This window comes from Psychroflexus salis, assembly GCF_014640175.1.
GTDB lineage: Bacteria > Bacteroidota > Bacteroidia > Flavobacteriales > Flavobacteriaceae > Psychroflexus > Psychroflexus salis.
Genome location: NZ_BMGL01000003.1, coordinates 24,257 through 47,131, shown reverse-complemented (window position 1 = coordinate 47,131; position 22,875 = coordinate 24,257). Strand labels below are relative to the sequence as shown.

Annotated in this window: 17 protein-coding genes; 11 read left to right on the top strand and 6 right to left on the bottom strand. The window is 33.1% G+C overall.

Annotated features, from left to right (window positions below):
- Positions 1–11: 11 nt before the first annotated feature.
- Positions 12–4,154, bottom strand: a complete 4,143-nt coding sequence (locus IEV63_RS02750) for a S8 family serine peptidase (protein ID WP_188405233.1) — start codon at positions 4,152–4,154, stop codon at positions 12–14.
- 227 nt (positions 4,155–4,381) lie between these two features.
- Here IEV63_RS02750 and IEV63_RS02745 point away from each other — a divergent pair, with 227 nt between their 5' ends.
- A complete protein-coding gene (locus IEV63_RS02745) occupies positions 4,382–4,765 on the top strand; it encodes a T9SS type A sorting domain-containing protein (RefSeq protein WP_188405232.1) in 384 nt (127 codons plus the stop codon).
- A 68-nt stretch (positions 4,766–4,833) separates the two neighbouring features.
- Positions 4,834–5,256: a hypothetical protein gene (locus tag IEV63_RS02740; RefSeq protein ID WP_188405231.1), complete on the top strand. Its 423-nt coding sequence runs from the start codon at positions 4,834–4,836 to the stop codon at positions 5,254–5,256.
- A gap of 253 nt (positions 5,257–5,509) precedes the next feature.
- Here IEV63_RS02740 and IEV63_RS02735 read toward each other — a convergent pair whose 3' ends face one another.
- Both IEV63_RS02735 and IEV63_RS02730 read right to left on the bottom strand, forming a co-directional pair.
- Positions 5,510–6,493 carry a nucleotidyl transferase AbiEii/AbiGii toxin family protein gene (locus IEV63_RS02735; RefSeq protein ID WP_188405230.1) on the bottom strand — a complete coding sequence of 328 codons (984 nt, stop codon included), beginning with the start codon at positions 6,491–6,493 and terminating at the stop codon, positions 5,510–5,512.
- Positions 6,490–7,218 carry a DUF6088 family protein gene (locus IEV63_RS02730; protein WP_188405229.1) on the bottom strand — a complete coding sequence of 243 codons (729 nt, stop codon included), beginning with the start codon at positions 7,216–7,218 and terminating at the stop codon, positions 6,490–6,492. The genes IEV63_RS02735 and IEV63_RS02730 overlap by 4 nt, the downstream gene beginning before the upstream one ends.
- 223 nt (positions 7,219–7,441) lie before the next feature.
- Here IEV63_RS02730 and IEV63_RS02725 point away from each other — a divergent pair, with 223 nt between their 5' ends.
- Complete coding sequence (locus tag IEV63_RS02725) at positions 7,442–7,789, top strand: hypothetical protein (RefSeq protein ID WP_229737160.1); 348 nt, start codon at positions 7,442–7,444, stop codon at positions 7,787–7,789.
- Between the two features lie 121 nt (positions 7,790–7,910).
- Positions 7,911–8,792 carry an IS982 family transposase gene (locus tag IEV63_RS02720; protein WP_229737168.1) on the top strand — a complete coding sequence of 294 codons (882 nt, stop codon included), beginning with the start codon at positions 7,911–7,913 and terminating at the stop codon, positions 8,790–8,792.
- 15 nt (positions 8,793–8,807) lie between these two features.
- Here the strand turns inward: IEV63_RS02720 and IEV63_RS02715 are convergent, their stop codons facing one another.
- The 3 genes from IEV63_RS02715 to lon form a co-directional block, all read right to left on the bottom strand.
- Positions 8,808–9,581 carry a tetratricopeptide repeat protein gene (locus IEV63_RS02715; RefSeq protein WP_188405228.1) on the bottom strand — a complete coding sequence of 258 codons (774 nt, stop codon included), beginning with the start codon at positions 9,579–9,581 and terminating at the stop codon, positions 8,808–8,810.
- Between the two features lie 252 nt (positions 9,582–9,833).
- Positions 9,834–10,850, bottom strand: a complete 1,017-nt coding sequence (porQ, locus tag IEV63_RS02710; RefSeq protein ID WP_188405227.1) for a type IX secretion system protein PorQ — start codon at positions 10,848–10,850, stop codon at positions 9,834–9,836.
- 112 nt (positions 10,851–10,962) lie between these two features.
- The gene (gene lon / locus IEV63_RS02705) at positions 10,963–13,413 is read right to left on the bottom strand and encodes an endopeptidase La (RefSeq protein WP_188405226.1); all 2,451 of its coding nucleotides are present in this window, start codon (positions 13,411–13,413) and stop codon (positions 10,963–10,965) included.
- Between the two features lie 528 nt (positions 13,414–13,941).
- On the opposite strand from lon, the gene IEV63_RS02700 reads away from it, so the two are divergent.
- The 7 genes from IEV63_RS02700 to IEV63_RS02670 all read left to right on the top strand — a co-directional run bounded on the left by IEV63_RS02700 (position 13,942) and on the right by IEV63_RS02670 (position 22,804).
- A complete protein-coding gene (locus tag IEV63_RS02700) occupies positions 13,942–14,376 on the top strand; it encodes a MarR family winged helix-turn-helix transcriptional regulator (RefSeq protein ID WP_188405225.1) in 435 nt (144 codons plus the stop codon).
- A 13-nt stretch (positions 14,377–14,389) separates the two neighbouring features.
- Positions 14,390–16,795: a 3-hydroxyacyl-CoA dehydrogenase/enoyl-CoA hydratase family protein gene (locus IEV63_RS02695; RefSeq protein ID WP_188405224.1), complete on the top strand. Its 2,406-nt coding sequence runs from the start codon at positions 14,390–14,392 to the stop codon at positions 16,793–16,795.
- A gap of 116 nt (positions 16,796–16,911) precedes the next feature.
- Positions 16,912–18,099, top strand: coding sequence for an acetyl-CoA C-acyltransferase (locus tag IEV63_RS02690; RefSeq protein ID WP_188405223.1), 1,188 nt, complete (start codon positions 16,912–16,914; stop codon positions 18,097–18,099).
- Positions 18,100–18,328: 229 nt separating this feature from the next.
- Complete coding sequence (locus tag IEV63_RS02685; protein ID WP_188405222.1) at positions 18,329–20,131, top strand: acyl-CoA dehydrogenase FadE; 1,803 nt, start codon at positions 18,329–18,331, stop codon at positions 20,129–20,131.
- A gap of 124 nt (positions 20,132–20,255) precedes the next feature.
- Positions 20,256–20,645 carry an STAS/SEC14 domain-containing protein gene (locus IEV63_RS02680; protein ID WP_188405221.1) on the top strand — a complete coding sequence of 130 codons (390 nt, stop codon included), beginning with the start codon at positions 20,256–20,258 and terminating at the stop codon, positions 20,643–20,645.
- Between the two features lie 35 nt (positions 20,646–20,680).
- Complete coding sequence (locus tag IEV63_RS02675) at positions 20,681–21,889, top strand: bifunctional alpha/beta hydrolase/OsmC family protein (protein WP_188405220.1); 1,209 nt, start codon at positions 20,681–20,683, stop codon at positions 21,887–21,889.
- A 72-nt stretch (positions 21,890–21,961) separates the two neighbouring features.
- Positions 21,962–22,804, top strand: a complete 843-nt coding sequence (locus tag IEV63_RS02670; protein WP_188405219.1) for a hypothetical protein — start codon at positions 21,962–21,964, stop codon at positions 22,802–22,804.
- Positions 22,805–22,875: the final 71 nt, after the last annotated feature.

Genomic DNA, 22,875 nt, shown 5'->3' with positions numbered 1-22,875 from the left:
GATTCAAGTAATTATTCTATAATCAGTTTTTTAAAATCTTGAAAGATGACATTATCATTTTTTAGAGCTCTTAAAACCATGATATAAACACCATCTGAAAGATCACTGACATTTAACGTTTGAGAACTTTTCCCAGGAACATTTCTAAAGTTATCTCTTGTAAACACAACTTTTCCCTGCATGTTATAAGCTGTTAAAACCAATCGATCTACATGTTGAGGCAAATAATAGTCTAAATTTACCATTCCAGATGAAGGGTTTGGATATAGTTTACCAAACTGAAGTGAGTTTGATTGCTCTGGCGCTTCAATGGTTCCTAAGGTAGTATCTTGGTATATCATATTCAATTTAGCACCAGAAGTTGTAGCTACAACTGCATTCTCAAAACCTATTTCATTACTATCAGATAATTTAGTCAGGAGTTTTACAGGACCATTACCAAACGACTGGTTATTAAAACTATACAACATAATAACCTGAAAGCCATCTTGTTCGTAAATTAATTGTTCTAAATGTGCCACCGATGAACTAAGATTGTAATCAAAATCAGTAGAAACAACTAATTGAATGCCCCCAATTAAATGCTCCGAATCAATAAAGAGGTCGTCTCCCTCCCAACTTAATGTTGCATCTCCTATAGGTGTGTTAGGATAATAGGTGATTTCACCAGTAGCGCTATCTGTTCCAGCGTCACCATTAGGGTTAAGAATTAAATCTACCGTCCCTACTATGTCGAGCACGTTAATGGTTTGATCTAAATTTACATCTGCCGCCTTAAAAATGAAAGGTGATGGATTTTGACCTAGAATATAGTCAACATCTGTAATTACATCTAACACATTAACTTCAAAATCGCCATTACTATCACCCAACTCTGATGTAAGTGGTTGAGCTGTTATTGTTCTTGAAAAATCTGTCTCTTCAAAGCTAGTTCTTAAAATTTTATACTTATAAAAATAAGATTGTTGTTCCTCAACTTCAAAATCAGTAAATTCAGAAGTTGTAATAAGTGTTTCATTAAGTTTTAAGAGCTCAGTTTCAAGCCCATCTTCGTCTATTTGGTAGCGATACATGTTATAGCCTAATATATCGGTTAAATCTTCTTCAGCTGGGTCTTCCCAGTCTAAATCAATCTTTCCAAGCCCTGGAGTCGCAAAAAAGCCAGTAGAAGCTGAACCTGCCGATTGAACTAGCATATTGAAACGCGAATCTTCAACAGGGATTACAAAATTGTCTAAATCTTTTGCATCCTGTACTCTAATACGATTGATACCATCAGCGGAACCAATATTAACATCGTGAGTAACGGTATAAATTTTACCATCATCAGACCACGTCCCTTGTTCAGAAATTACAGTTTGATTATACGGAATAGTAACCCCGTAAGAAATTTGGGGATTTAAGCTAGTATCCATTTCCCGATTAAAATATACTTTAAACTCGTGGCTTCCAACGCCTATAGGGTCTAATTGCTCATACTCATCTTGGGCATCAAAACCATTAACCTCAACCTTCCAAACGATACCATGCGCTTGTGCCGATGGCGCATCAGCCGCATTAATATCTGCCACACTTAAATTAGAATCTTCTATAAAGTCAAGTACACTGGTCTGAAGTATATCGGGGTCGTTACTTCCATAATAATTTGAGGTTGATATTACTACATCGCCATAATACTCACTAGTCATAAAAGAATATGGTTTATTTGGAGGTGGAGAATTTTCCCAATTATTTAAGATATTATTGTTAAAAAAATTTTGATTGTTTATATTATCAAAACCGATTGTAACTCTATTTACAGGTGAGTTATTTATATAGTTTAGTCCACTATATGTAGATGAATTAAGTGGCCTGTAAGCTCTAAAATCAGATGTTAATCCTTGTAAATTAGAATTAGTTATTAAGCCAGTATTAATACTATTGAAATCATAAAATAAGCAATCAGAAACTTCAGCACTACCATCGATGTTTTTACCTGTGTAAAATTCACAAAAGCTAAATTCTTTAATCGCATCGGCAGCATTGTTATCTAAAATAATTTCATTCCACCTTAAGCCTTCAGGTAAAAATTTAATTTTTTGGGTTGGTGTACCATTCGCAATCACATTACCTTTTATATTAATTGATTTATTGGCTGAAATGTATAACTCTACGCCAGGTTCAATAATTAAGGTTGTTCCTGTATTCATTACAAAATTATCAACCACTAGGTATTCCTTATCAGCAGTTAAAGTTAAATCGTCGTATCGAAAGCCACTTAACAAAATACTGTTCTTAACATTTATAACTACTTCTTTAGAACTTAAATGCTCTTGATTATCTCCAGACCAAACACTTATATTAAAACGAATGTTGACATTATTCGCCACATTATCTGCGATTTCAATTTTTAGACTCTCTTCTAAATCTTGTAAGCTCGCGTAGGCACTTATAGCACCAATTTGAATTTCGTTTTCTACTATGGTGGCTTTAGAGGTATCTTCAAACTCGGCAAATTCTATCCCCACACGAACATCGTCAGTCGGGCCCCAATAATTTTTAATGACGGGTAATATCTCTATGGTTTCACCGGGTTCCAAAAATTCATTCCCATTTTGATTATTAATGGTATCTCGTGTTGTTATCGATAATACTTGTAACTCTGGTGTAGGGACTACTTCAATTGCTGCCAAAATATCTATATAGGGGTTACCAGCAGTATTAATTAAGTTACCGAAAATAAGCTCTTTACTATCCTCAGGCTTATGTTGTAAGTATAAGGCCATTGCACCAGCTACTAAAGGTGTAGCCATTGATGTTCCCGTTAAGTTAGAGTAACCTCCGCCCGGTACCGTACTAATAATTTGCGTGCCAGGTGCAGTTACTTCATAATTTAAAAGGGTTGAATAACCTGAAAAGGTAGGGCCATCTTCATCATAATTGGTATAACCTTCATTTTGAGGCTTTGGACTATCCTCTACGCCTAAAACAAAGCTATATGAACCTGGATATGAAGGGAATGGATCTTGATTACCAGGGCATTTACTAGGCCCAATACATATGCCATCATTACCTGCTGCAGCTACCAGAAAGGCTGAGGCATAAGCATTTTCAAGTGCTGCTCGTAAAATACTTGACTCGGCATACCCTCCAAAACTCATATTAAGAATAGTCGCTCCATTATTAGACGCATACGCCACACCCTCCGCAATGGTTGTCGAATTTCCCACACCATTACTTTGAAAGACCTTAATAGACATTAATTTTACATCCCAAGCTGCACCAGCTATACCTATCTCATTATTACCAACGGCACCAGCAATACCTGCCACATGAGTACCGTGCATATTATCATCAAGCGGCGCATTGTCTTCGTTAATAAAGTCCCAGCCATAGATATCATCTACATAGCCATTGCCATCATCATCAAAGCCATCAACACCATTTAACTCAGCTTCGTTTACCCAAATATTATCTTCTAAATCAGGATGATTATAATCTACCCCTGTATCTAAAATAGCTATTACCTGTGACCCATCACCTGTAGTATAATTTTCCCATACATCATCTATATTGGTTTGAGCTATGCTGTTTTGCTCCCCATAAAGCGGATCGTTAGGCACAAGAGTTAAGCTATTCAATGTTTTTGAAGAGTTATCACTAAAATCATCGTTAGTTAAGATATCTCCAACTTCAAAATCATCTATTTTCATCCTATAATTAGGCTCTGCAAATTCAACATCAGGGTGTTGTTTTATATCATCAATTAATTGTAGTAACTGAGTCTGATTTTGTAGCGCTTCAAGCTTAAGTTTAAAAATGTTTTTTAAACTTAATGGTTTATCATTTATAACTCCTGTATTAGGTGTATTTGATCGCTTGGATTTTGCTAATTGTTGTCGCTCTTGTTTAAACTTAATACTACTTTCTATTGATTGACGATTAAACATAACAGCAGCTTCAAGAAGCTGTTCTTCGATACTTAAAAGCTGTCCAATATTAAATTCAGATAAAGGCTTTCCATCAGGACTATAGGTAAGTCCAACATCAACTTCATCTTTTAACTTAACTATTAGTTCATCAGGCTCAAAATCCATTAAATCGGCTTCTGGAGTTTGAGAAAACGAAGATTGGCAAATAAATAAGGCTACAAATAATGTAAAAACATACTTCATAAATTATGATATTTTAAATTTCCAAACTTAAAGGGGAAATATTAAAATACTTGCCCATAGCTTGCCCATCTTATAAAATGTAATCCTATAAATCAGGATTTAACATGTTATTGTAAATTGTTTATTTTTACTAAATAAGTTGATCACTTCATAAACATGCATATAATACAACTTGAATATCAGCAACTAAGTTAGAAGTATCGGTGTCTTGGGTCACAAATGATGTTATGAATTTAATGCAAAATACTGCTATAAACGATATATATACAGTAGACATATTTTCTACACCTAACATACTTTGGGGTTATGGAAAAGTAGATGCATTATCAGGTTTACAGCAAATTGAAAATACGTTGAATGTTCAAGAGTATAATGCTCTAGATATTACGGTATATCCTAATCCAACAAGTTCTTTAGTCAGTTTTGATAATTCTTACACAGAATTTGAATCTTTAGAAATTTTCAATTTGATCGGTAAATCAATGTTTACTAAGGGACTAGGGAACTCAAAACACAATATTGTTGATATGTCAACTTATGAAGCCGGGATCTATCTGTTTAAGTTTTTAAAAGAAGGTCGCTTTGTAACTATCAAGGTGATAAAAGATTAGACTTTAATCGTTTTGCTTTAAGTTTTCCTAAAAATACTAATAGAGATCAATCATAAATAAATAAAATTATGGATGCATTACAAAATGAAGTGATTATTAAAGAGTTTAATCAAAAAAAAATAAAATTAACTAATTACAGAGTTAGATTTTATTCTAGCAGAAATACATATACATCTATTATGCTAGATAAGATTTCAGTTATTAATATCTTATATTTTGAAAAAAAGAAATATTTACATTTTGCAATTATTTCTGCATTTGGTGTTTTTTTATCTTTTCAATTTAACTTACCATTTCAATTTCCACTAGGCTTATCTATTCTTTTCTACTTAGCCTATATATTCCATAAAGAAAAAGTTATTTATATAAATTCAGAAGATAGTAAATCAGTAAATTTTTCTGTTTCTGGTTTGTCTGCTGATGTTATTGATGAATTTATACAAGAAACAGAAAAAAAATCGCTAGAGTTAAAGAGAATGTTAATAAAGTAGTTCAATTAATTTGAGTTTAGATTAAACTATTAAAATAGTTAAACACTTTAGGATTTTGACGGTTTAAGTATTATTTGATAGTATAGCAGTAAGATATGCTCTTTTGTTAGTTTTTGGTTTGTGTCTTGACTGATGCTACTCAACGTCCTTCAGGTACTTCTTTATTTCATGAGCAGTCGTCTTTTATCATAGGTCTGTAAATGCAAACAATTCATCAACCAATCTATCTATTTCGCTTCTGTTAGCTTTATTCCTATTCTTCAACTTTTACTGTCCAAGAAATGCCTTTTAATCTTGCTTGAATCATTTTTAAGGTAGTTAAAACATCTTCTTGGTTTGGTAAATCGCCATACACCAAGTCTTTAAAATCATTGGAATAGGTAGTTGATATCGTATTCCATACCTTTTCTAAATTCTTAAAAATAAGTGCTTCGTTTGGATGATGAATAAGCCATTGATTGTTGTTTTTAAAGCTAACCACATCATCATTGGCAACTTTTATCAGCATTTCATCAAAAGCCTTTGAATGAAAAAATTCTAAAAATTCATCTTGTTTTAAAAGCTGATGCAAATCGTAGATGTGCCTTATTTTCTTTTTCAAATCCGCAATAGGATTTTCACTGTAGGAAAAACGAACCAAGCTCATTATTTTTTCACAGATGGTTCTCGTGGGTTCTAGTACCAATAATTCAAAAGGCAGTAAGCCGTTTTCTTCTGCAATATCAGACTGCTTATTCTCTAACATCATTTGTCCAACAAATGAAATGATGTTTTTTGTGGTAAATGGCTCATAATAGCCTAGCCAAGTAGATTCTAAAATAATGGCATCTCTTACCTGACCGTAATTGCCTTTAAATTCTTTATTATAGGCGTGTGCAGTTTTGCGGTTCATTCCCATTTTATGGGTAATGCCTTCTATGGAAATTTCAGGTAATACGGTTTCTATCTCTTGGCTTATTCTTTTTAATTTTGATTTTAATTGGTTGCCTGTTTCTCCTTCACGCCTTAAAACCACCAAGTCAATATCTTCCGAAAATCGGTCGATAAGCTGGTAACACTTAGATAATGCTGTACCACCTTTAAAAATGGTTTCTTTTCCTATTTCGCTTTTAAAAATGCTAAACAAAGCATAGGTTACCCAATAGTCTTTTTCAATATATTCGGGTTTTAGCTTCATTTGTTGAGCGGTAAACCGAATAGCATCTCTGTATAAAGTTATGTTTTTGTGCAACTTCATTCGATATACCAATTTGATTGGTTAGGCAATTCTCCTTTATTTACTCCCAATTTTATAGTTGTGAGTGGATTGAGGCTTTCTTTTAGTTGTTCAATGCCTTTAGGGGTTGTACCCAAATTTTCAAGAACTGCACCTGCCAATGCTCTTACTCTTGGCGGATACATTAAGGCATATTTAATGAATGATTTGGTTTGTTTGTCGTTGAGTTCGTTGACTATGCTACTTAGTCTTTTTATTGCATGAGCAATGGAACAATCGGGAATAGTTTTAATGTCTTTGAAGGCGTCCAACAAACCCAAAATCTCATAATTACTATCCGTAACTTCGGCATAGCTTTTTACGGCATCTGCTTTTAAATTCTCCCGATTGATGTTGATGCGCTTTTTACGACTGGCAATTTTTGTGCGGAAAGCCATTTGAGTAGTCAAGCCTAAACGATTGTATAATGAAGTGCCTGTTTCGTATGCCACACGCTTACCATTTTCAAATAAATAAGGACGAAGCAATTCGCTGTAATCTGGTTTTAACTCTCCAAACACGCTTTTTTCAGGTTTATAAAACACCCCTTTAGAAAGTTTTTTTATTAATTCTTCTTTTTGCAGGCGTTCCAATGCCTTGGCAGCAGTAGTGTAGTCGTTTTTAGCAATGCACAAATCGTCATATCCAAAGGTTTTTCCTTTTGGGAAGGATTTTATTTTTTTGCGTATTTCTGTTGCTAATGCCATAGTGCAAAGATACTTAATTTTTATTAATGTCAAGTTTATGGTTCTAAAAACTTGACATTAATAGGAAGCCATCAAGTTTGCCGGAGAAAAACACCAACAGCAAAAAGTACCGGGTAGCCAAGCAAATTACTTGTTACATTTATCTAATGTGGCCATGGAGGTAATTACAGCTTATATGCATGAATCTGATTTCAACATGAACCTTGCTATATAGCTAGCCTTATTGCACGATATTGTTGAAGATACAGAAACATCTCTAAAAGAAATTGGAGAAAACTTTTCAAATCAAATTACTGAAGGCGTTGCTGCTTTAACCAAAGATAAAAGCATCTCCGATAAATTGACTAAAATGAAAGATAGCTTAAAACGTATAAAGGGCACATATAAAGAAGTAGTCATCGTGAAATTAGCTGACCGTATAACAAATCTACAGCCACCACCACCCACATGGAACTTGGAAAAGATAGAAAAGTATAGGGATGTAGCAAAACTAATAGCTACTGAATTAAAGGGCAGAAATGCTTATTTAGATCAGAGAATTAGAAATAAAATTACTGAATATGCTAAGTGATTTTCAATTGAGATTAATAATTTAATAACTAATTACTATTCTAACCCGTAGTGCATTATGAAAAAGTTGCTCAACTCACTATAAATGAGTATATTGTATTGACTTTCAAACAAATACAATGATGAGCAACTTTATGGCAAGTTACAAATTAATTTTAAGAGAATTACGTAAAATATCAGATAAGGATGATTTTTACTTTAAGCCTATTGTTCCTAAGCTATCTGATATAGAGTTGATTAGTCTAATTATTTTAGCTGAGTTTAAGTCTATTGATTCAGAATATCAACTTTTTAGAGAATTAAAAAATACAGAGTTAGAAAATAAAATTGAAAGGAGTGTGTATAATAGAAGAAAGCGAAAACTTTTCTCTTACATGGAACAAATTAGGTCTAAAATGGTAGATGCTTTTAATGAATTTGAAAACTATTTTGTCGTTGATAGCATGCCTCTTGAAGTGTGTAAATTATCTCGTTCCAACCGAAGCAAGATTTGTAAAGAGCAAGATTATGCTTTACCAAATAAAGGTTTTTGTGCTTCTCAAAACTTACACTTTTATGGTTATAAACTTCATGCTGTCTGTTCTATAGAAGGCGTTTTTCAAAGCTTTGATTTGAGTCCAGCTTCAGTTCATGATATTCATTATTTAAAAGACATAAAGCTACAAATATCTGATTGTGTATTGCTTGGAGACAAAGGATACTTGTCTCAAAAAGTACAAGTTGATTTATTTACACAAGCTAGTATAGAGTTAGAAACTCCAAAGAGAAAGAATCAAAAAGATTACAAACCACAATACTATCAATTTAAAAAATATAGAAAAAGAATAGAAACTCTATTCTCACAGCTTTGTGATCAATTCATGATAAGACGTAATTATGCAAAATCATTTGAAGGTTTTAAAACTAGAATCCTAGCTAAGATTACCACCTTAACAACAATACAATATATAAATAAATTTGTGTTCAAGAGAAATATCAATAATCTGAAAGTTAATCTCGTTTAGATAATGCACTACGGGTTAAGCATTATTAACTAATGAATCGTATATTCTACTAGAAGCAACTAATTTGTTTTGCTTAAACAAAAGCAAAGCTTTTGTTTCTAAAGCATAGTTAATATAATTTTCATTTTTAAACTCCTTAAACCATTCAATAGACATTTGTATTAGACTATCCGCTTCATGAAATTTTTCAAGTTTGATATAAGTATTAGCTAAGTTTGTGTTTGCCAAATGATAAGTTGGCATGTAATTAATTCGTTTAAATTCATTACTAGCTTGAATAAACAATTCTGCAGATTTTTGATATTCTTTTGTTTTAAAATAAAGGTCTGCAAGATTATGCTTGGCATAAATTAGGCTAATTGTATCAATGGGCTTGGAGTTTTCAATCAAATTGATCGCTCTAAGCTTTAAATCTAAAGCCATTTGGTAATTTTGTAAACGAGAATAAACACTCGATAATTCATCTTGAATTATACCTAAAGCTTTAAGATTATCCGTCCTTAAGGCAATAATTTGAGCATCATTTAAAACATCAATTGCGGTTTTGTAAGATCTTTTCTTTTTTAGAGTAACAGCAAGATTATAGAGGTTAAAAGGACTTAATTCTAATCGTTCTTTTTCAAATTTAATAACTTTTCTTAAGTAATATTCTGAAGAATCAAGTTTAAAAATCCTTTGATAATAAATACCTTTTAATTTTAAATTAGCTTTAACTAATGAATCAGGCCAACTTGATGTATCAACTTTAAATAAACTATCTAATTTTTTTTTTTGAAGTTTTAATATCACTGTAAAATTCAGAATAAATATTAAATTGAGTTTTATGGATACTGTCTATTTGCGTCTTGGTAAGCGATTGAGAATTCCCAATTGTTAAACCAAAAATGAATAAGAAAAGTGTAATTAAAAACTTGGACACTGCATACAAGATAAAATGAATAAAATCAAATATAGTTATTTTAAGCATCAACTTTAAGATAATTATATTGAAAACTATATGTATATTTACTAAATAGCTAGAAATAAAAGAACTAAGTTGTGTTATTTTAAATCGATGTCTACTCCAAAGAAACTTGAGCTCGCCGCTTGATTAAATCGCATATATGAATAACTAAAACGAAAGCGATTAAACTTAATTTGAAAACCACCACTTAATCCTGCAAAAGATCGCTGGTCTACAATCCTTAATTCTTCGGCACGTCTAAAACTATAACCTAAACGTACCGTAAATCCACCCTGAGGGAAAAGTTCTACACCAAATACAGTATGCCTAAAAACATTGTTGATAAAGCTAGGATCATCTCTAGTTACATTACCTTCTAAATCGGTTTCATCACGGGCGGGATTTCTAAAAGCAACATCCCATTCCTGCATATTTTCTAAAGTAAGGTGCCATCGAATCGGCACATTTTCTAGTTCTTTCGAAACACCAAATATCAATTCTAAAGGCATACTTTCTCTAACTTCATTAAATGGTTTTAATTGTCCACCTGCATTTCGTAAAACTCCCGAAAATATCCATTTGCTTTCTAGATTATAATAAGTTACACCTACATCGGTAGCAAGGCCAAAAGAAGAATATTGTTCTAATCGAGAAGTGATGGCTTTTATGTTGATACCAAAAGAAAAACGAGTGTCTGGCAGTTTGTAAGCATATCCTAAATTAAATGCAACTTCGTTACCACCAAAGTCTGCTGTTTCATTTCCAAATTCATCAAAACCATCAAAATTACCATAATCTATATAGCTTACTCCAGCTTGTACAATACCATATTTTTCATTTATACGATGCGCGTAAGCAGCTGTACCATAGCTAATATCTGCAATGTAATTCATATAATTAGCAGACACTTGTCCTGCCATTTCTGCATTAATATTAGCAGGATTAAGCATTCCCATAGTTGGGTTATAGCTTAAACCTGTTACTAACTTACCCCCCAGAGCTGAATGCGTTGGGCTGACTGGTAAATTTAAGAACTGATAAGTATTTTGTCCACCAATTTGCGCGTAGGTAAACTGAGTTATACAAACTATAAGAAAAGCAATTTTAATTTTCATCAAAGTGTATGCATTGTATTTAAAACGCAAGTTTGTTTTTTTATTTTATACAAATAAAAAAACTGGATGTAAATTAACCATCCAGTTTTCAAACTTATTACTTTTTATTGAATTAAAGTTGTTTTGCTTTAGCAACTTTTTGTTTTAATAAGGCAATTTCAAGGACTTCGGACATATCTTTCACAAAATGAAATTGTAAACCTTTTAAATAGTCTTCCTTTATTTCGTTTATATCGCGTTTATTGTCTTCACTGAGTATAATTTCTTTAATTTTTGCTCGTTTAGCGGCAAGTATTTTTTCTTTAATTCCGCCAACGGGTAGCACTCGTCCACGAAGCGTAATTTCACCAGTCATTGCTAAATTGCGTTTAATTTTACGCTGAGTAAATAATGAAACTAAAGAAGTTAACATCGTTATTCCTGCACTTGGTCCATCTTTAGGTGTTGCTCCTTCGGGAACATGAATATGTACATTGTACTTAGAAAATAGTTCAGCATCTAAGTTAAATTCTTCTGCATTAGCTTTTATGTATTCCATAGCCAAGGTAGCAGATTCTTTCATTACTTTCCCTAAGTTTCCTGTAATGTTTAAATTGCCCTTACCTTTAGAAAGTGTAGACTCAATAAACAATATATCTCCACCAACACTAGTCCAAGCTAAACCAGTTACTACTCCAGCAACATCATTATTTTCATAAGAATTTAGATTTATTTTTTGGCTACCAAGTATTTCTTCAATATTTGTATTTGTAATTTTGGCATTGTATTCTTCTTCCATAGCGATATGCTTTGCTACGTTTCTTACCACTTTAGCCAATTGTTTTTCTAAGCCACGAACACCAGATTCTCGCGTATAGCCTTCTATTATTTTTTCTAATTCTTTTTTGCCTAGCTTGATATCAGTTTTCTTTATACCATGAACTTTTATTTGCTTGGGCAACAAGTGTCTTTTAGCAATTTCAACTTTTTCTTCGATGGTGTAACCGGTAACATTTATAATTTCCATTCGATCGCGTAATGCTGGTTGAATGGTTCCTAAATTATTAGATGTTGCCACAAACATTACTCTAGATAAGTCGTAACCTAACTCTAAAAAATTATCATGAAATTCAGAATTTTGTTCTGGGTCTAATACTTCTAACAAAGCTGAAGATGGATCCCCTTGATGCGAATTTCCAATCTTATCAATTTCATCGAGTACAAACACAGGGTTACTAGTACCTGCTTTTTTAAGACTTTGAATAATTCTGCCTGGCATAGCACCGATATAAGTTTTTCGATGCCCTCTGATTTCTGCTTCGTCGCGTAATCCACCTAGCGAAACACGAACATATTCTCTGCCCAATGCTTCTGCAATAGATTTTCCTAAAGAAGTTTTACCCACTCCTGGAGGTCCATACAAACAAAGTATAGGTGACTTCATATCATTACGTAGCTTCAAAACAGCAAGATATTCAATTATTCTACGTTTTACATCTTCTAAACCATAATGGTCGCGGTCAAGAATTTTTTGAGCTCGCTTTAAATCAAACTTATCTTTACTAAATTCATTCCAAGGTAAATCTAAAAATAAATCTAAATAATTACGTTGAATCGAAAATTCAGCTACTTGCGGATTCATGCGTTGCAATTTGCTAATTTCTTTATCAAAATGTTTTTTTACATCCTTGCTCCATTTTTTGTCTTTAGCACGCATGCGCATCTCTTCAACTTCACCTTCGTGCGATGCACCACCCAATTCTTCCTGAATGGTTTTCATTTGTTGATGAAGAAAATATTCACGCTGCTGTTGATTCATATCGCTATGCACTTTATTCTGAATATCATTTCTCAATTCGAGTTTTTGATATTCTAAATTCATGTGTTTTAAAGTAGCAAGGGCACGCATTTTTAAATCAGATATCTCGAGTAATTCTTGTTTTTGGTCTACTTCTAAACTCATATTAGATGAGATAAAATTGACTAAAAATGAAGAACTTTCAATGTTCTTGATTGCAAATGAAGCTTCCGATGGAATATTAGGACTTTCTTTGATTATTTTTAATGAAAGTTCTTTAATCGTATCTAAAATGGCTAAAAATTCGGTATCTTCAACAGATGGTTTAATTTCATTAAAACTCTCTACCTTACTAACTAAATAAGGTTCTTCTGCTACTGGATCAGTAATCTTAAAGCGTTTTTTTCCCTGGATAATTACCGTCGTATTTCCATCGGGCATTTTTAAAACACGAAGTATTTTTGCAACTACACCTATCTTGTTAATGGCATCAAAATTTGGATCTTCATCTTCATCTTCTTTTTGAGCTACCACACCAATAATTTTGCTATTCTTGTTAGCTTCATTAATTAACTTTATAGATTTATCTCTTCCTGCTGTAATTGGAATAACAACACCTGGAAATAAAACGGTATTTCTTAAAGATAAAATAGGTAACTCTTCGGGTAATTTTTCTCGATTAATAGCTTCTTCATCTTCGGGCGTCATTAAAGGAATTAATTCTGCGTCTTCATCAATAGATTGTGAAGACAAATTGTCAAGGCTAAATATTTTTGATCTAGACATATATTTTTTTTAAGACAGCTTGTCAGTTATTTCTAACAAAACAAGTGTTATTTATATTGTGTTAGGTTACAAAATCCATGTTTTTGTAACTTACATTAATTTACTTTTATAAGTCCAATTCTTGTGCCAAATAAGCAAAGACACTTAAGTAAACATCTAACTTCATAATTTAGATTTAGAGTTAATATTAATCAGATTACATAAAACTTCCTATGTAAAAAGAAATATGAAAATTATATTTCTTTCTATTCTGTAGCCAAAACTAAGACTCAAGTTACTTCATATACTCTTAGATTTAAATAAATAGTTTAAAGTTATACCAATTAAACAATAAATTGAATTAAAAGCTTTCTTTAAAACTATACTTTTTATAAAAAACTACTTTTCCATTTGTTTTAAATGAAAGAAAAACAAGCCTAACTGAATGATATATTACAGGCTTTTTCTTGATGTGATTTTACAATATTTTCACAATTTTACTATGCGTGCATAATAAAAAATGCTTATATTTGAAATTCAATTTTGATAATGAAAGAAAAGACCATTGATTATGTTTTGCGTGCCACTTGGATGGCAGTAGCAAAAATGTATAACGAAGAAGCTGGTAAACAAGGAAGTACAATGGCAACTGGCTTTATCCTATTAAATATTGACCCAGAAAAAGGAACTCCTTCTACTTCGCTTGGTCCACAAATGGGAATGGAAGCCACAAGTTTGTCAAGAACCCTAAAAACTATGGAAAACAAAGGCTTGATTACAAGAGAAAAAAATCCTGAAGATGGAAGAAGTGTTCTTATAAAACTTACCACTTTTGGCGTAAATATGCGGGATTATTCTAAAAAAGTAGTCTTAAAGTTTGATGAAAAAGTACAGGAACATATTTCAGTGGAAGATTTACAAACCTTTAAGAAAGTGGCTAATGTAATTTCAGACTTAATTGCAAATCGAAAAATTTATAACTAAAATTTTATAGTTCATGAAAAGAAGAATTAATAAAGTAGCAGTAATCGGCTCAGGAATTATGGGAAGCGGCATTGCTTGTCATTTTGCCAATATAGGAGTTGAAGTGCTTTTGCTAGATATTGTACCTAGAGAGCTCAATGAAAAAGAAAAAAAACAAAGCTTAAGTTTAGAGCACAAGCAAGTACGAAATCGTATCGTAAACGATGCGCTCCAAGCTTCTTTAAAATCAAACCCATCTCCTATTTATCATCAGGACTTTGCTAAGCGAATTTCGACTGGTAATCTAGAAGATGATATTGCTAAAGTAAAAGATGTAGATTGGATTATTGAAGTGGTAGTAGAACGCTTGGATATTAAAAAACAGGTTTTCGATAACCTCGAAAAACACAGAAAGCCAGGTACGTTAATTACTTCTAACACTTCTGGAATTCCGATTAAGTTTATGAATGAAGGCCGAAGTGACGATTTTAAAAAGCATTTTTGTGGAACACACTTTTTTAATCCACCACGCTACCTAAAGCTTTTCGAAGTTATTCCAGGCCCAGATACTGCCAAAGAAGTAATCGAATTTTTAAAAGAATATGGAGAAAAATTCTTAGGAAAAACTTCAGTTGTAGCCAAAGATACGCCTGCATTTATAGGTAACCGAGTTGGTATTTTCTCCATCATGTCACTTTTTCATCAAGTGAAAGATTTAGACATCACTATTGAAGAAATCGACAAACTTACGGGTCCGTTAATTGGAAGACCAAAGTCAGCTACTTTTAGAACAGTGGATGTAGTGGGTTTAGATACTTTGGTTCACGTAGCTAATGGTTTGCACGAAAATTGTCCAAACGATGAGCGTAATGATTTATTCAAATTACCAGATTTCATAGAAAAAATGATGAAAAACGATTGGCTAGGAAGTAAATCTGGTCAAGGATTTTACAAAAAAATTAAAAACAAAGATGGTTCAAGTGAAATCAAATCTTTGGATTTGAATACTATGGAATATCGCGATAAGCAAAGTCCGCGTTTTGAATTGATGAATAAAACGAAATCGATTGATAATGTAGCTAAACGTTTTCCAATTTTAATTGAAGACGATAGCAAAGCAGGAAAATTCTTCCGTAAAAACTTTGCCGCTTTATTTGCTTATATACAAAACAGAATTCCTGAAATTTCAGACGAATTATATAAAATAGATGACGCCATGAAAGCTGGTTTTGGCTGGCAACACGGACCGTTTCAAATTTGGGATGCGGTAGGTCTAGAAAAAGGCATCGAATTGATGAAAGAAGAAGGTTATGAAGTAGCCGATTGGATACAAGACTTATCTGCTTCATCGCAAAAAACCTTTTATTCAGTAAAAGACGGAAATACCTATTATTATGATATTCCAAAGAAAGAACAAACCAAAGTAACTGGTCAAGATGCCTTCATCATTTTAGATAATATTCGCGAAAGCAGAAAAGTTTTCGAAAACAAAGGTGTTTCCGTACAAAATTTAGGCGATGGAATTCTAAATGTAGAATTCAGAAGTAAAATGAATTCTATAGATGGTGATGTATTGAACGGATTGAATCACGCTATTGATTTAGCTGAAAAAGAATACAACGGATTGGTTGTTTCTAATAACGGTCAGAATTTTTCTGTAGGCGCAAACATCGGTATGATATTCATGTTTGCTGTAGAACAAGAATACGAAGAATTAAATGCAGCTATTAAATATTTCCAGGATACTATGATGCGTATGCGTTATTCTTCTATTCCAACAGTAGCAGCACCGCATCAAATGGCTTTAGGCGGCGGATGTGAATTGAGTTTACATGCCGATAAAGTAGTCGCTTCTGCAGAAACCTATATTGGATTAGTTGAATTTGGCGTTGGCGTAATTCCAGGGGGTGGTGGTTCTAAAGAAATGACCTTAAGAGCTGCGCAAACTTTCCAAAAAGATGATGTAGAATTAAACCGTTTACGTGAACATTTTCTTACCATTGGAATGGCTAAAGTAGCTAAATCGGCTTACGAAGCATACGATTTAAATATTCTTCAAAAAGGAAAAGACATTGTGGTTGTGAACGACAACCGAAGAATTGCAACGGCTAAAAAATATGCTTTATTAATGGCTGAACAAGGTTATACCAAACCGGTAAAAACCAATAATGTAAAAGTACTAGGAAGACAAGCCTTAGGGGCATTTTTAGTAGGAACAGACCAAATGATGGCAGGAAAATACATCAGCGAACACGATAAGAAAATTGCCAATAAGTTAGCTTATGTCATGTCGGGTGGCGATTTATCTGCCCCAACTATGGTGAGCGAACAATATTTATTAGACCTAGAACGCGAAGCCTTTTTATCGCTTTGCGGAGAACGAAAAACGCTAGAGCGTATTCAGCATATGATCAAGAAAGGGAAACCGTTGAGAAACTAAAATCCCATCTAAATCTTCCCTAAGGGGAGACTTTTGTTACAAAATGAAGTATAAATTAATTTAAAATAACCCGAAACAAATTCCCTTTCCTTAGGAAAGGGTTTAGGGATAGGATTATGAAAACAGCATATATAGTAAAAGGATACAGAACCGCAGTAGGAAAAGCCAATAAAGGTGTATTCCGATTTAAGCGACCAGACGATTTAGCCGCAGAGACCATCCAGTATATGATGGAACAACTGCCCGATTTCGACAAAACAAAAATTGACGATGTGATGGTAGGAAATGCCATGCCTGAAGCAGAACAAGGTTTAAATGTAGGGCGATTAGTTTCGTTAATGGGACTAAAAACCGAAGAAGTGCCTGGTGTAACTGTTAATCGTTACTGCGCATCAGGAATTGAAACCATTGCCATGGCAAGCGCCAAAATTTCGTCAGGAATGTCCGATTGTATTATCGCCGGAGGAGCAGAGAGTATGAGTTACATTCCTATGGGTGGTTACAAACCCGTGCCCAACTATAAAATTGGTAAAGAAGGAAATGAAAGTTATTACTGGGGAATGGGCTTAACTGCTGAAGCCGTAGCCGAAAAATACAAAGTGAGTCGCGAAGACCAAGATGAATTTGCTTATAAATCCCACATGAAAGCTTTAAATGCACAAGATGAAAACCGATTTAAAAATCAGATTGTCCCTATTGATGTGGAAGAAGTTTATCTAGATGAAAATAACAAAAAAACTTCTAAAAAATATACGGTAACTCAAGATGAAGGTCCACGAAAAGGAACAAACATTGAAGCCTTAAATAAATTACGTCCTGTATTTGCTGAAGGTGGAAGCGTAACTGCAGGAAACTCTTCACAAACCAGTGATGGTGCTGCATTTGTTATGGTGGTAAGTGAGCAGTTTATGAAGGATCATAATTTAGAGCCCATTGCTAGGTTGGTAAGCTACGCTACCGTTGGTGTGGAGCCCAAAATCATGGGAATTGGCCCTGTAAAAGCAATTCCAAAAGCTTTAAAACAAGCTGGTTTAAAGAAAGAAGACATCGAATTAATCGAATTGAACGAAGCATTTGCATCACAATCTTTAGCAGTTATTCGCGAGTTAGATCTTAATCAAGATATCGTTAATGTAAATGGTGGAGCTATTTCACTTGGGCATCCACTAGGTTGTACAGGAGGAAAATTATCGGTTCAATTGTTTGATGAAATGAAACAACGAAACCTTAAAAACAAATATGGCATGGTTACCATGTGTGTTGGAACTGGACAAGGTGCCGCAGGGATTTATGAAGTTTTTTAATAGTTAGTAGTGAGTACTAAGTAGTGAGATGTGAGTAGTTAGAAATTTTAAATTATGAATTTTAAATTATGAATTAAATTGAATCTCTGTGAATTTTGCGACTTTATGGTGAAAAGAGTATTAAGAATTAAGTAGAGAGTATTGAGAAGTGCTAGATTGTGAATTTTAAATTTCATTAAACCTTTGTGCCTTAGCAACTTTTCGAGATAATAAACAAAAAATAAAAAAAATGGAAACAATAGAAAAACAAGAAATTAGAGGCGGTCAATTTTTAGTAAAAGAAGCCAACGCAAAAGATATCTTCACCCCTGAAGATTTTACAGAAGAGCAAAAAATGATGCGTGATTCAGTTAAGGAATTCGTAGACCGTGAAATTTGGCCAAACAAAGAAGAGTTCGAAAAGAAAAATTACAAATTAACCGAAGAAATCATGCGCAAAGCTGGAGAACTGGGTTTCTTAGGTGTTGCAGTTCCTGAAGAATACGAAGGTTTGGGAATGGATTTCGTATCTACCATGTTGGTTTGTGATTATATTTCGGGTGCAACTGGTTCGGTTGCTACAGCATTTGGTGCACACACCGGAATCGGAACCTTGCCTATTACCTTATACGGTACAGAAGAACAAAAGAAAAAATACATTCCAAAATTAGCTACAGGCGAATGGTTTGGTGCCTATTGTTTAACAGAACCAGGAGCGGGATCGGATGCTAATTCAGGAAAAACAAAAGCTGTCCTTTCTAATGATGGTAAACACTACCATATTTCTGGACAAAAAATGTGGATTTCTAATGCAGGATTTTGCGATTTGTTCATCGTATTTGCTAGAATTAAAGATGATAAATACATCACTGGATTTATTATTGAAAAAGATTTAGAAAATGGAATTTCACTTGGTGATGAAGAAAAAAAATTAGGTATTCACTCCTCTTCTACTCGTCAAGTATTTTTCGATAACACCAAAGTTCCGGTTGAAAACATGTTAGGTGAACGCGGCGGTGGATTTAAAATAGCTATGAATGCCTTAAATGTTGGTCGAATTAAATTAGCAGCAGCTTGTTTAGATGCTCAAAGAAGGGTAATCGACACGGCTGTAAAATATGCTAACGATCGTGTTCAATTTAAAACTTCGATTGCTAGCTTTGGAGCAATAAGAGAAAAATTAGCACAAATGGCAACTCGTGCATTTGTAGACGAATCTGCATCTTACCGGGCCGCTAAAAATATTGAAGATCGAATCAATGCCAGAAAAGAAGCTGGTGCTAGTCACCAAGAAGCAGAATTAAAAGGTGTTGAAGAATATGCAATAGAATGCTCTATTTTAAAAGTAATTGTATCAGAACATTGCCAAATTTGTACAGACGAAGGAATTCAGATATTTGGTGGTATGGGATTCTCTGCTGATGCTCCTATGGAATCGGCCTGGAGAGATGCGCGAATTTCTAGAATTTACGAAGGAACAAACGAAATTAACCGCATGCTTTCGGTAGGTATGATGATTAAAAAAGCCATGAAAGGTCATGTTGATTTGTTAGGACCAGCTAATGAAGTAAAAGAAGAATTAACCGGAATTCCTTCATTTGAAACTCCTGATTATTCGGCTCCGCTTTCTGAAGAAAAGGCCATGATTAAAAAAATGAAAAAAACCTTTTTAATGGTCGCTGGCTCTGCTATGCAGAAATATGGTCAAGAAATTGAAAATCATCAGGAATTATTAATGGCTTCAGCAGATATTTTAATGGAAATTTATATGGCTGAATCTGCTATTTTACGCGCACAGAAAAACGTAGAAAAAACCAACGAAGAAGAAGCGAAATACCAAGTTGCTATGGCGCAATTGTACCTATATTATGCAGTTGAAAAGGTAAATGAAAAAGCCAAAAAAGGCATTATTTCATTTGCAGAAGGCGATGAACAAAAAATGATGTTAATGGGATTGAAACGTTACACAAAATACGATAATTACCCAAACATTATTGCATTGCAAGAATTAGTAGCTAAAAAAGTAGTAGACGAAAATACTTATCCGTTTTAAACTAACCTACTATCTATATGTAAAAAAGCTGTCTTTTAGGCAGCTTTTTTTGTTTCTTAAAAAGAATGTAAAAGAAACACTACTAAGTCATAATTAGTTATGTTTAAACTTTAAAACAATTTAAATGAAGCAAGAATACGCTACTATAGAAATAGATGAGTTTCCATACGTAAAAGTTACTTTTACAGGAAATGCAGCTAACGACGAAAATTTTTCCGATTATCTGAAAAATTTAAAGGAAATTTATACTAAAAGAAAGAGAGTCGCTATCCTATTTGATGCTTCAAAAGCGGTTTTTCCTGGTATTTCTTTTCAAAAAAAACAGGCTAAATGGTTAAAGGATAATGAAGATTTAATGAAAAATTATTGCGCTGGAACTGCATATATAATTCCAAATTTAATAATTCGAAATGTATTGAAAACTATATTCAAATTTCAAAAACAACCTGTTCCTTATTTTGTAAGTAGTGAAACTTCAGAAGCAGAAGATTGGCTAAACCAACAACTCCGATAAATTGAAAATTTTAAGTAAAAAATCAAGTTACCAACATGTATAAAAAAAATATTAGTTTTAATAACCAAAAAAAAGAAGAACTAAAAGCTATTTTATATTTACCCACAACTCGCAAAGCACATTCGTTCGCTATATTTGCTCATTGTTTTACGTGTAATAAAAATTTTAAAAACATAAAAAACATTAGTCAATCGCTAACCGATAAAGGCTTTGGTGTATTTAGTTTCGATTTTACGGGCCTAGGAGAAAGCGAAGGAGAATTTGCAGACACCAACTTTAGCCACAACATTCAAGATATTTTAGCAGCTGTTAATTTCTTAAAAGAAAATTACACAGCTCCAAACTTACTTATTGGTCACTCTTTAGGCGGTACCGCTTGTATTTATGCTTCATTACAAGTTCCTTCTTGCAAAGCTGTAGTTTCTATTGGAAGTCCACACGATCCCGAACATGTAAAGCAGCTTTTAGAAGAAAACCTAGATGATATAAATGAAAACGGTGAAGCTAAAGTTAATATTGGCGGGCGTTCATTTAAAATAAAAAAATCATTTGTAGAAGATATTGAAAAACAAAGTAAAAAAAATGCTTTAGATCATTTAAAAGCTTCACTACTTATACTGCATTCCCCGCAAGATAAAATCGTAGGTATTAAAAATGCAGAAAAATTATACAAAGCAGCTAGGCATCCAAAAAGTTTTGTAAGCTTAGAAGGAGCCAATCACCTACTTACCAACGAAAGCGATTCCAAGTATGTTGGGCAAGTTATTGCAAGCTGGTCTAAGCGTTATTTAGATACCGAAGAAGATTCTAAAAAGCTTGAAAGTGAACACCAAGTTGTTGCTCATTTAAATAAAAATGATAATTTTTTAACCGACATAAAAGCTAGGCATCATTATTTAAAAGCAGACGAACCGGAAGATTATGGCGGCACAAATTTAGGCCCAAATCCTTATGAATTTGTTTCAGCAGGTCTTGCGGCTTGTACAGCTATGACTATACAAATGTATGCCAAGCATAAAGATTGGCCTTTAAGTAATGTGGAAGTCCATATTAATTACGAAAAAGTTCATGCAGAAGATGCAGAATCCAATTCATCTAAAAAAATAGACACCTTTTCAAGAGAAATTGTTTTAAATGGAAATATAAATGAAGAACAAAAAGAAAAATTACTCCAAATAGCTAATAAATGTCCTGTTCACAAAACACTAAGTAGCCAAATACAAATTAAAACTAAGCTTCAATAAATTGTTAAGATTTAAGAATTTACTGCTTGAAACTATACTAAAATTGTAATTTTGGAATAAAATTTTATAGATATGAAAAAAATAAACAGTTTACTATCCATCTTATTCTTAGCTTCCTTTATAGCTTGCGAAGAAGCTCCCACGAAAGCAGATGAAGAAAATAAAAATGAAGAACCTACTGAAATAGTTGAGAAGGAAAGTGAGATAAAATTCTATGAATTAGAAGGTTCTCCAAAATTTCCAGAAGCAAAATTAAGCATGTTATCGCCAACTTCTCCTATGCTTGAAGAAGGTGAAGTTGAATTTGCTTTTCAGGTTGAAAATTATAATTTAAAAGACCAAACAGAAAATGCTGGAGAGAACGGTTTAGCCAATTCTCATCATGGACAACATGTACATTTTATTTTAAACAATGGTCCTTATTCAGCTCATTACGAAGATGCTTTTACCAAAGACCTACCACAAGGTGAACATTTAGTTTTAGCCTTTTTATCTCGATCTTACCACGAATCAGTTAAAAATGAAAACTCGTATACTTTAGCCAAATTGAGTGTTGGTGAACCTACTGAAGAGCAAATGCTAGATGTAGATTTCGAAGCTCCACACCTATTTTATAGTAGACCCAAAGGTACATATACAGGCAAAGAACAAACTGACAAGGTTATGTTAGACTTCTTTTTGTTGAATACAGAATTAGCCGAAGACGGACATAAAGTAAAAGTAATTATTAATGGCGAAAATGAATTTATGGTTACTAAATGGGCGCCCTATGTAATGGAAGGATTACCTATGGGTGAAAATACAGTTGCATTAGAATTGGTAGATGCTGAAGGTAATTATGTAGAAGGGCCCTTTAATAAAGTAGAACGCACTTTTACTTTAGCTGAAGCTGAAGAAAGTAAAACAGAAATGTAGTTTTATTAAATATTAGTTATTAAAAAAGCTGCTTTAAAAAGTAGCTTTTTTAATTTGTATTTGTCGTAAAT

What these genes read in the sequence shown, in the direction of transcription:
- IEV63_RS02720 (WP_229737168.1), top strand. Translation starts at nt 7,911, where the DNA reads ATGAGCAACTTTATGGCAAGTTACAAATTAATTTTAAGAGAATTACGT.
- IEV63_RS02750 (WP_188405233.1), bottom strand. Translation starts at nt 4,154, where the DNA reads ATGAAGTATGTTTTTACATTATTTGTAGCCTTATTTATTTGCCAATCT.
- IEV63_RS02695 (WP_188405224.1), top strand. Translation starts at nt 14,390, where the DNA reads ATGAAAAGAAGAATTAATAAAGTAGCAGTAATCGGCTCAGGAATTATG.
- lon (WP_188405226.1), bottom strand. Translation starts at nt 13,413, where the DNA reads ATGTCTAGATCAAAAATATTTAGCCTTGACAATTTGTCTTCACAATCT.
- IEV63_RS02690 (WP_188405223.1), top strand. Translation starts at nt 16,912, where the DNA reads ATGAAAACAGCATATATAGTAAAAGGATACAGAACCGCAGTAGGAAAA.
- IEV63_RS02735 (WP_188405230.1), bottom strand. Translation starts at nt 6,493, where the DNA reads ATGAAGTTGCACAAAAACATAACTTTATACAGAGATGCTATTCGGTTT.
- IEV63_RS02740 (WP_188405231.1), top strand. Translation starts at nt 4,834, where the DNA reads ATGGATGCATTACAAAATGAAGTGATTATTAAAGAGTTTAATCAAAAA.
- IEV63_RS02670 (WP_188405219.1), top strand. Translation starts at nt 21,962, where the DNA reads ATGAAAAAAATAAACAGTTTACTATCCATCTTATTCTTAGCTTCCTTT.
- IEV63_RS02745 (WP_188405232.1), top strand. Translation starts at nt 4,382, where the DNA reads ATGAATTTAATGCAAAATACTGCTATAAACGATATATATACAGTAGAC.
- IEV63_RS02730 (WP_188405229.1), bottom strand. Translation starts at nt 7,218, where the DNA reads ATGGCATTAGCAACAGAAATACGCAAAAAAATAAAATCCTTCCCAAAA.
- IEV63_RS02675 (WP_188405220.1), top strand. Translation starts at nt 20,681, where the DNA reads ATGTATAAAAAAAATATTAGTTTTAATAACCAAAAAAAAGAAGAACTA.
- IEV63_RS02680 (WP_188405221.1), top strand. Translation starts at nt 20,256, where the DNA reads ATGAAGCAAGAATACGCTACTATAGAAATAGATGAGTTTCCATACGTA.
- porQ (WP_188405227.1), bottom strand. Translation starts at nt 10,850, where the DNA reads ATGAAAATTAAAATTGCTTTTCTTATAGTTTGTATAACTCAGTTTACC.
- IEV63_RS02700 (WP_188405225.1), top strand. Translation starts at nt 13,942, where the DNA reads ATGAAAGAAAAGACCATTGATTATGTTTTGCGTGCCACTTGGATGGCA.
- IEV63_RS02685 (WP_188405222.1), top strand. Translation starts at nt 18,329, where the DNA reads ATGGAAACAATAGAAAAACAAGAAATTAGAGGCGGTCAATTTTTAGTA.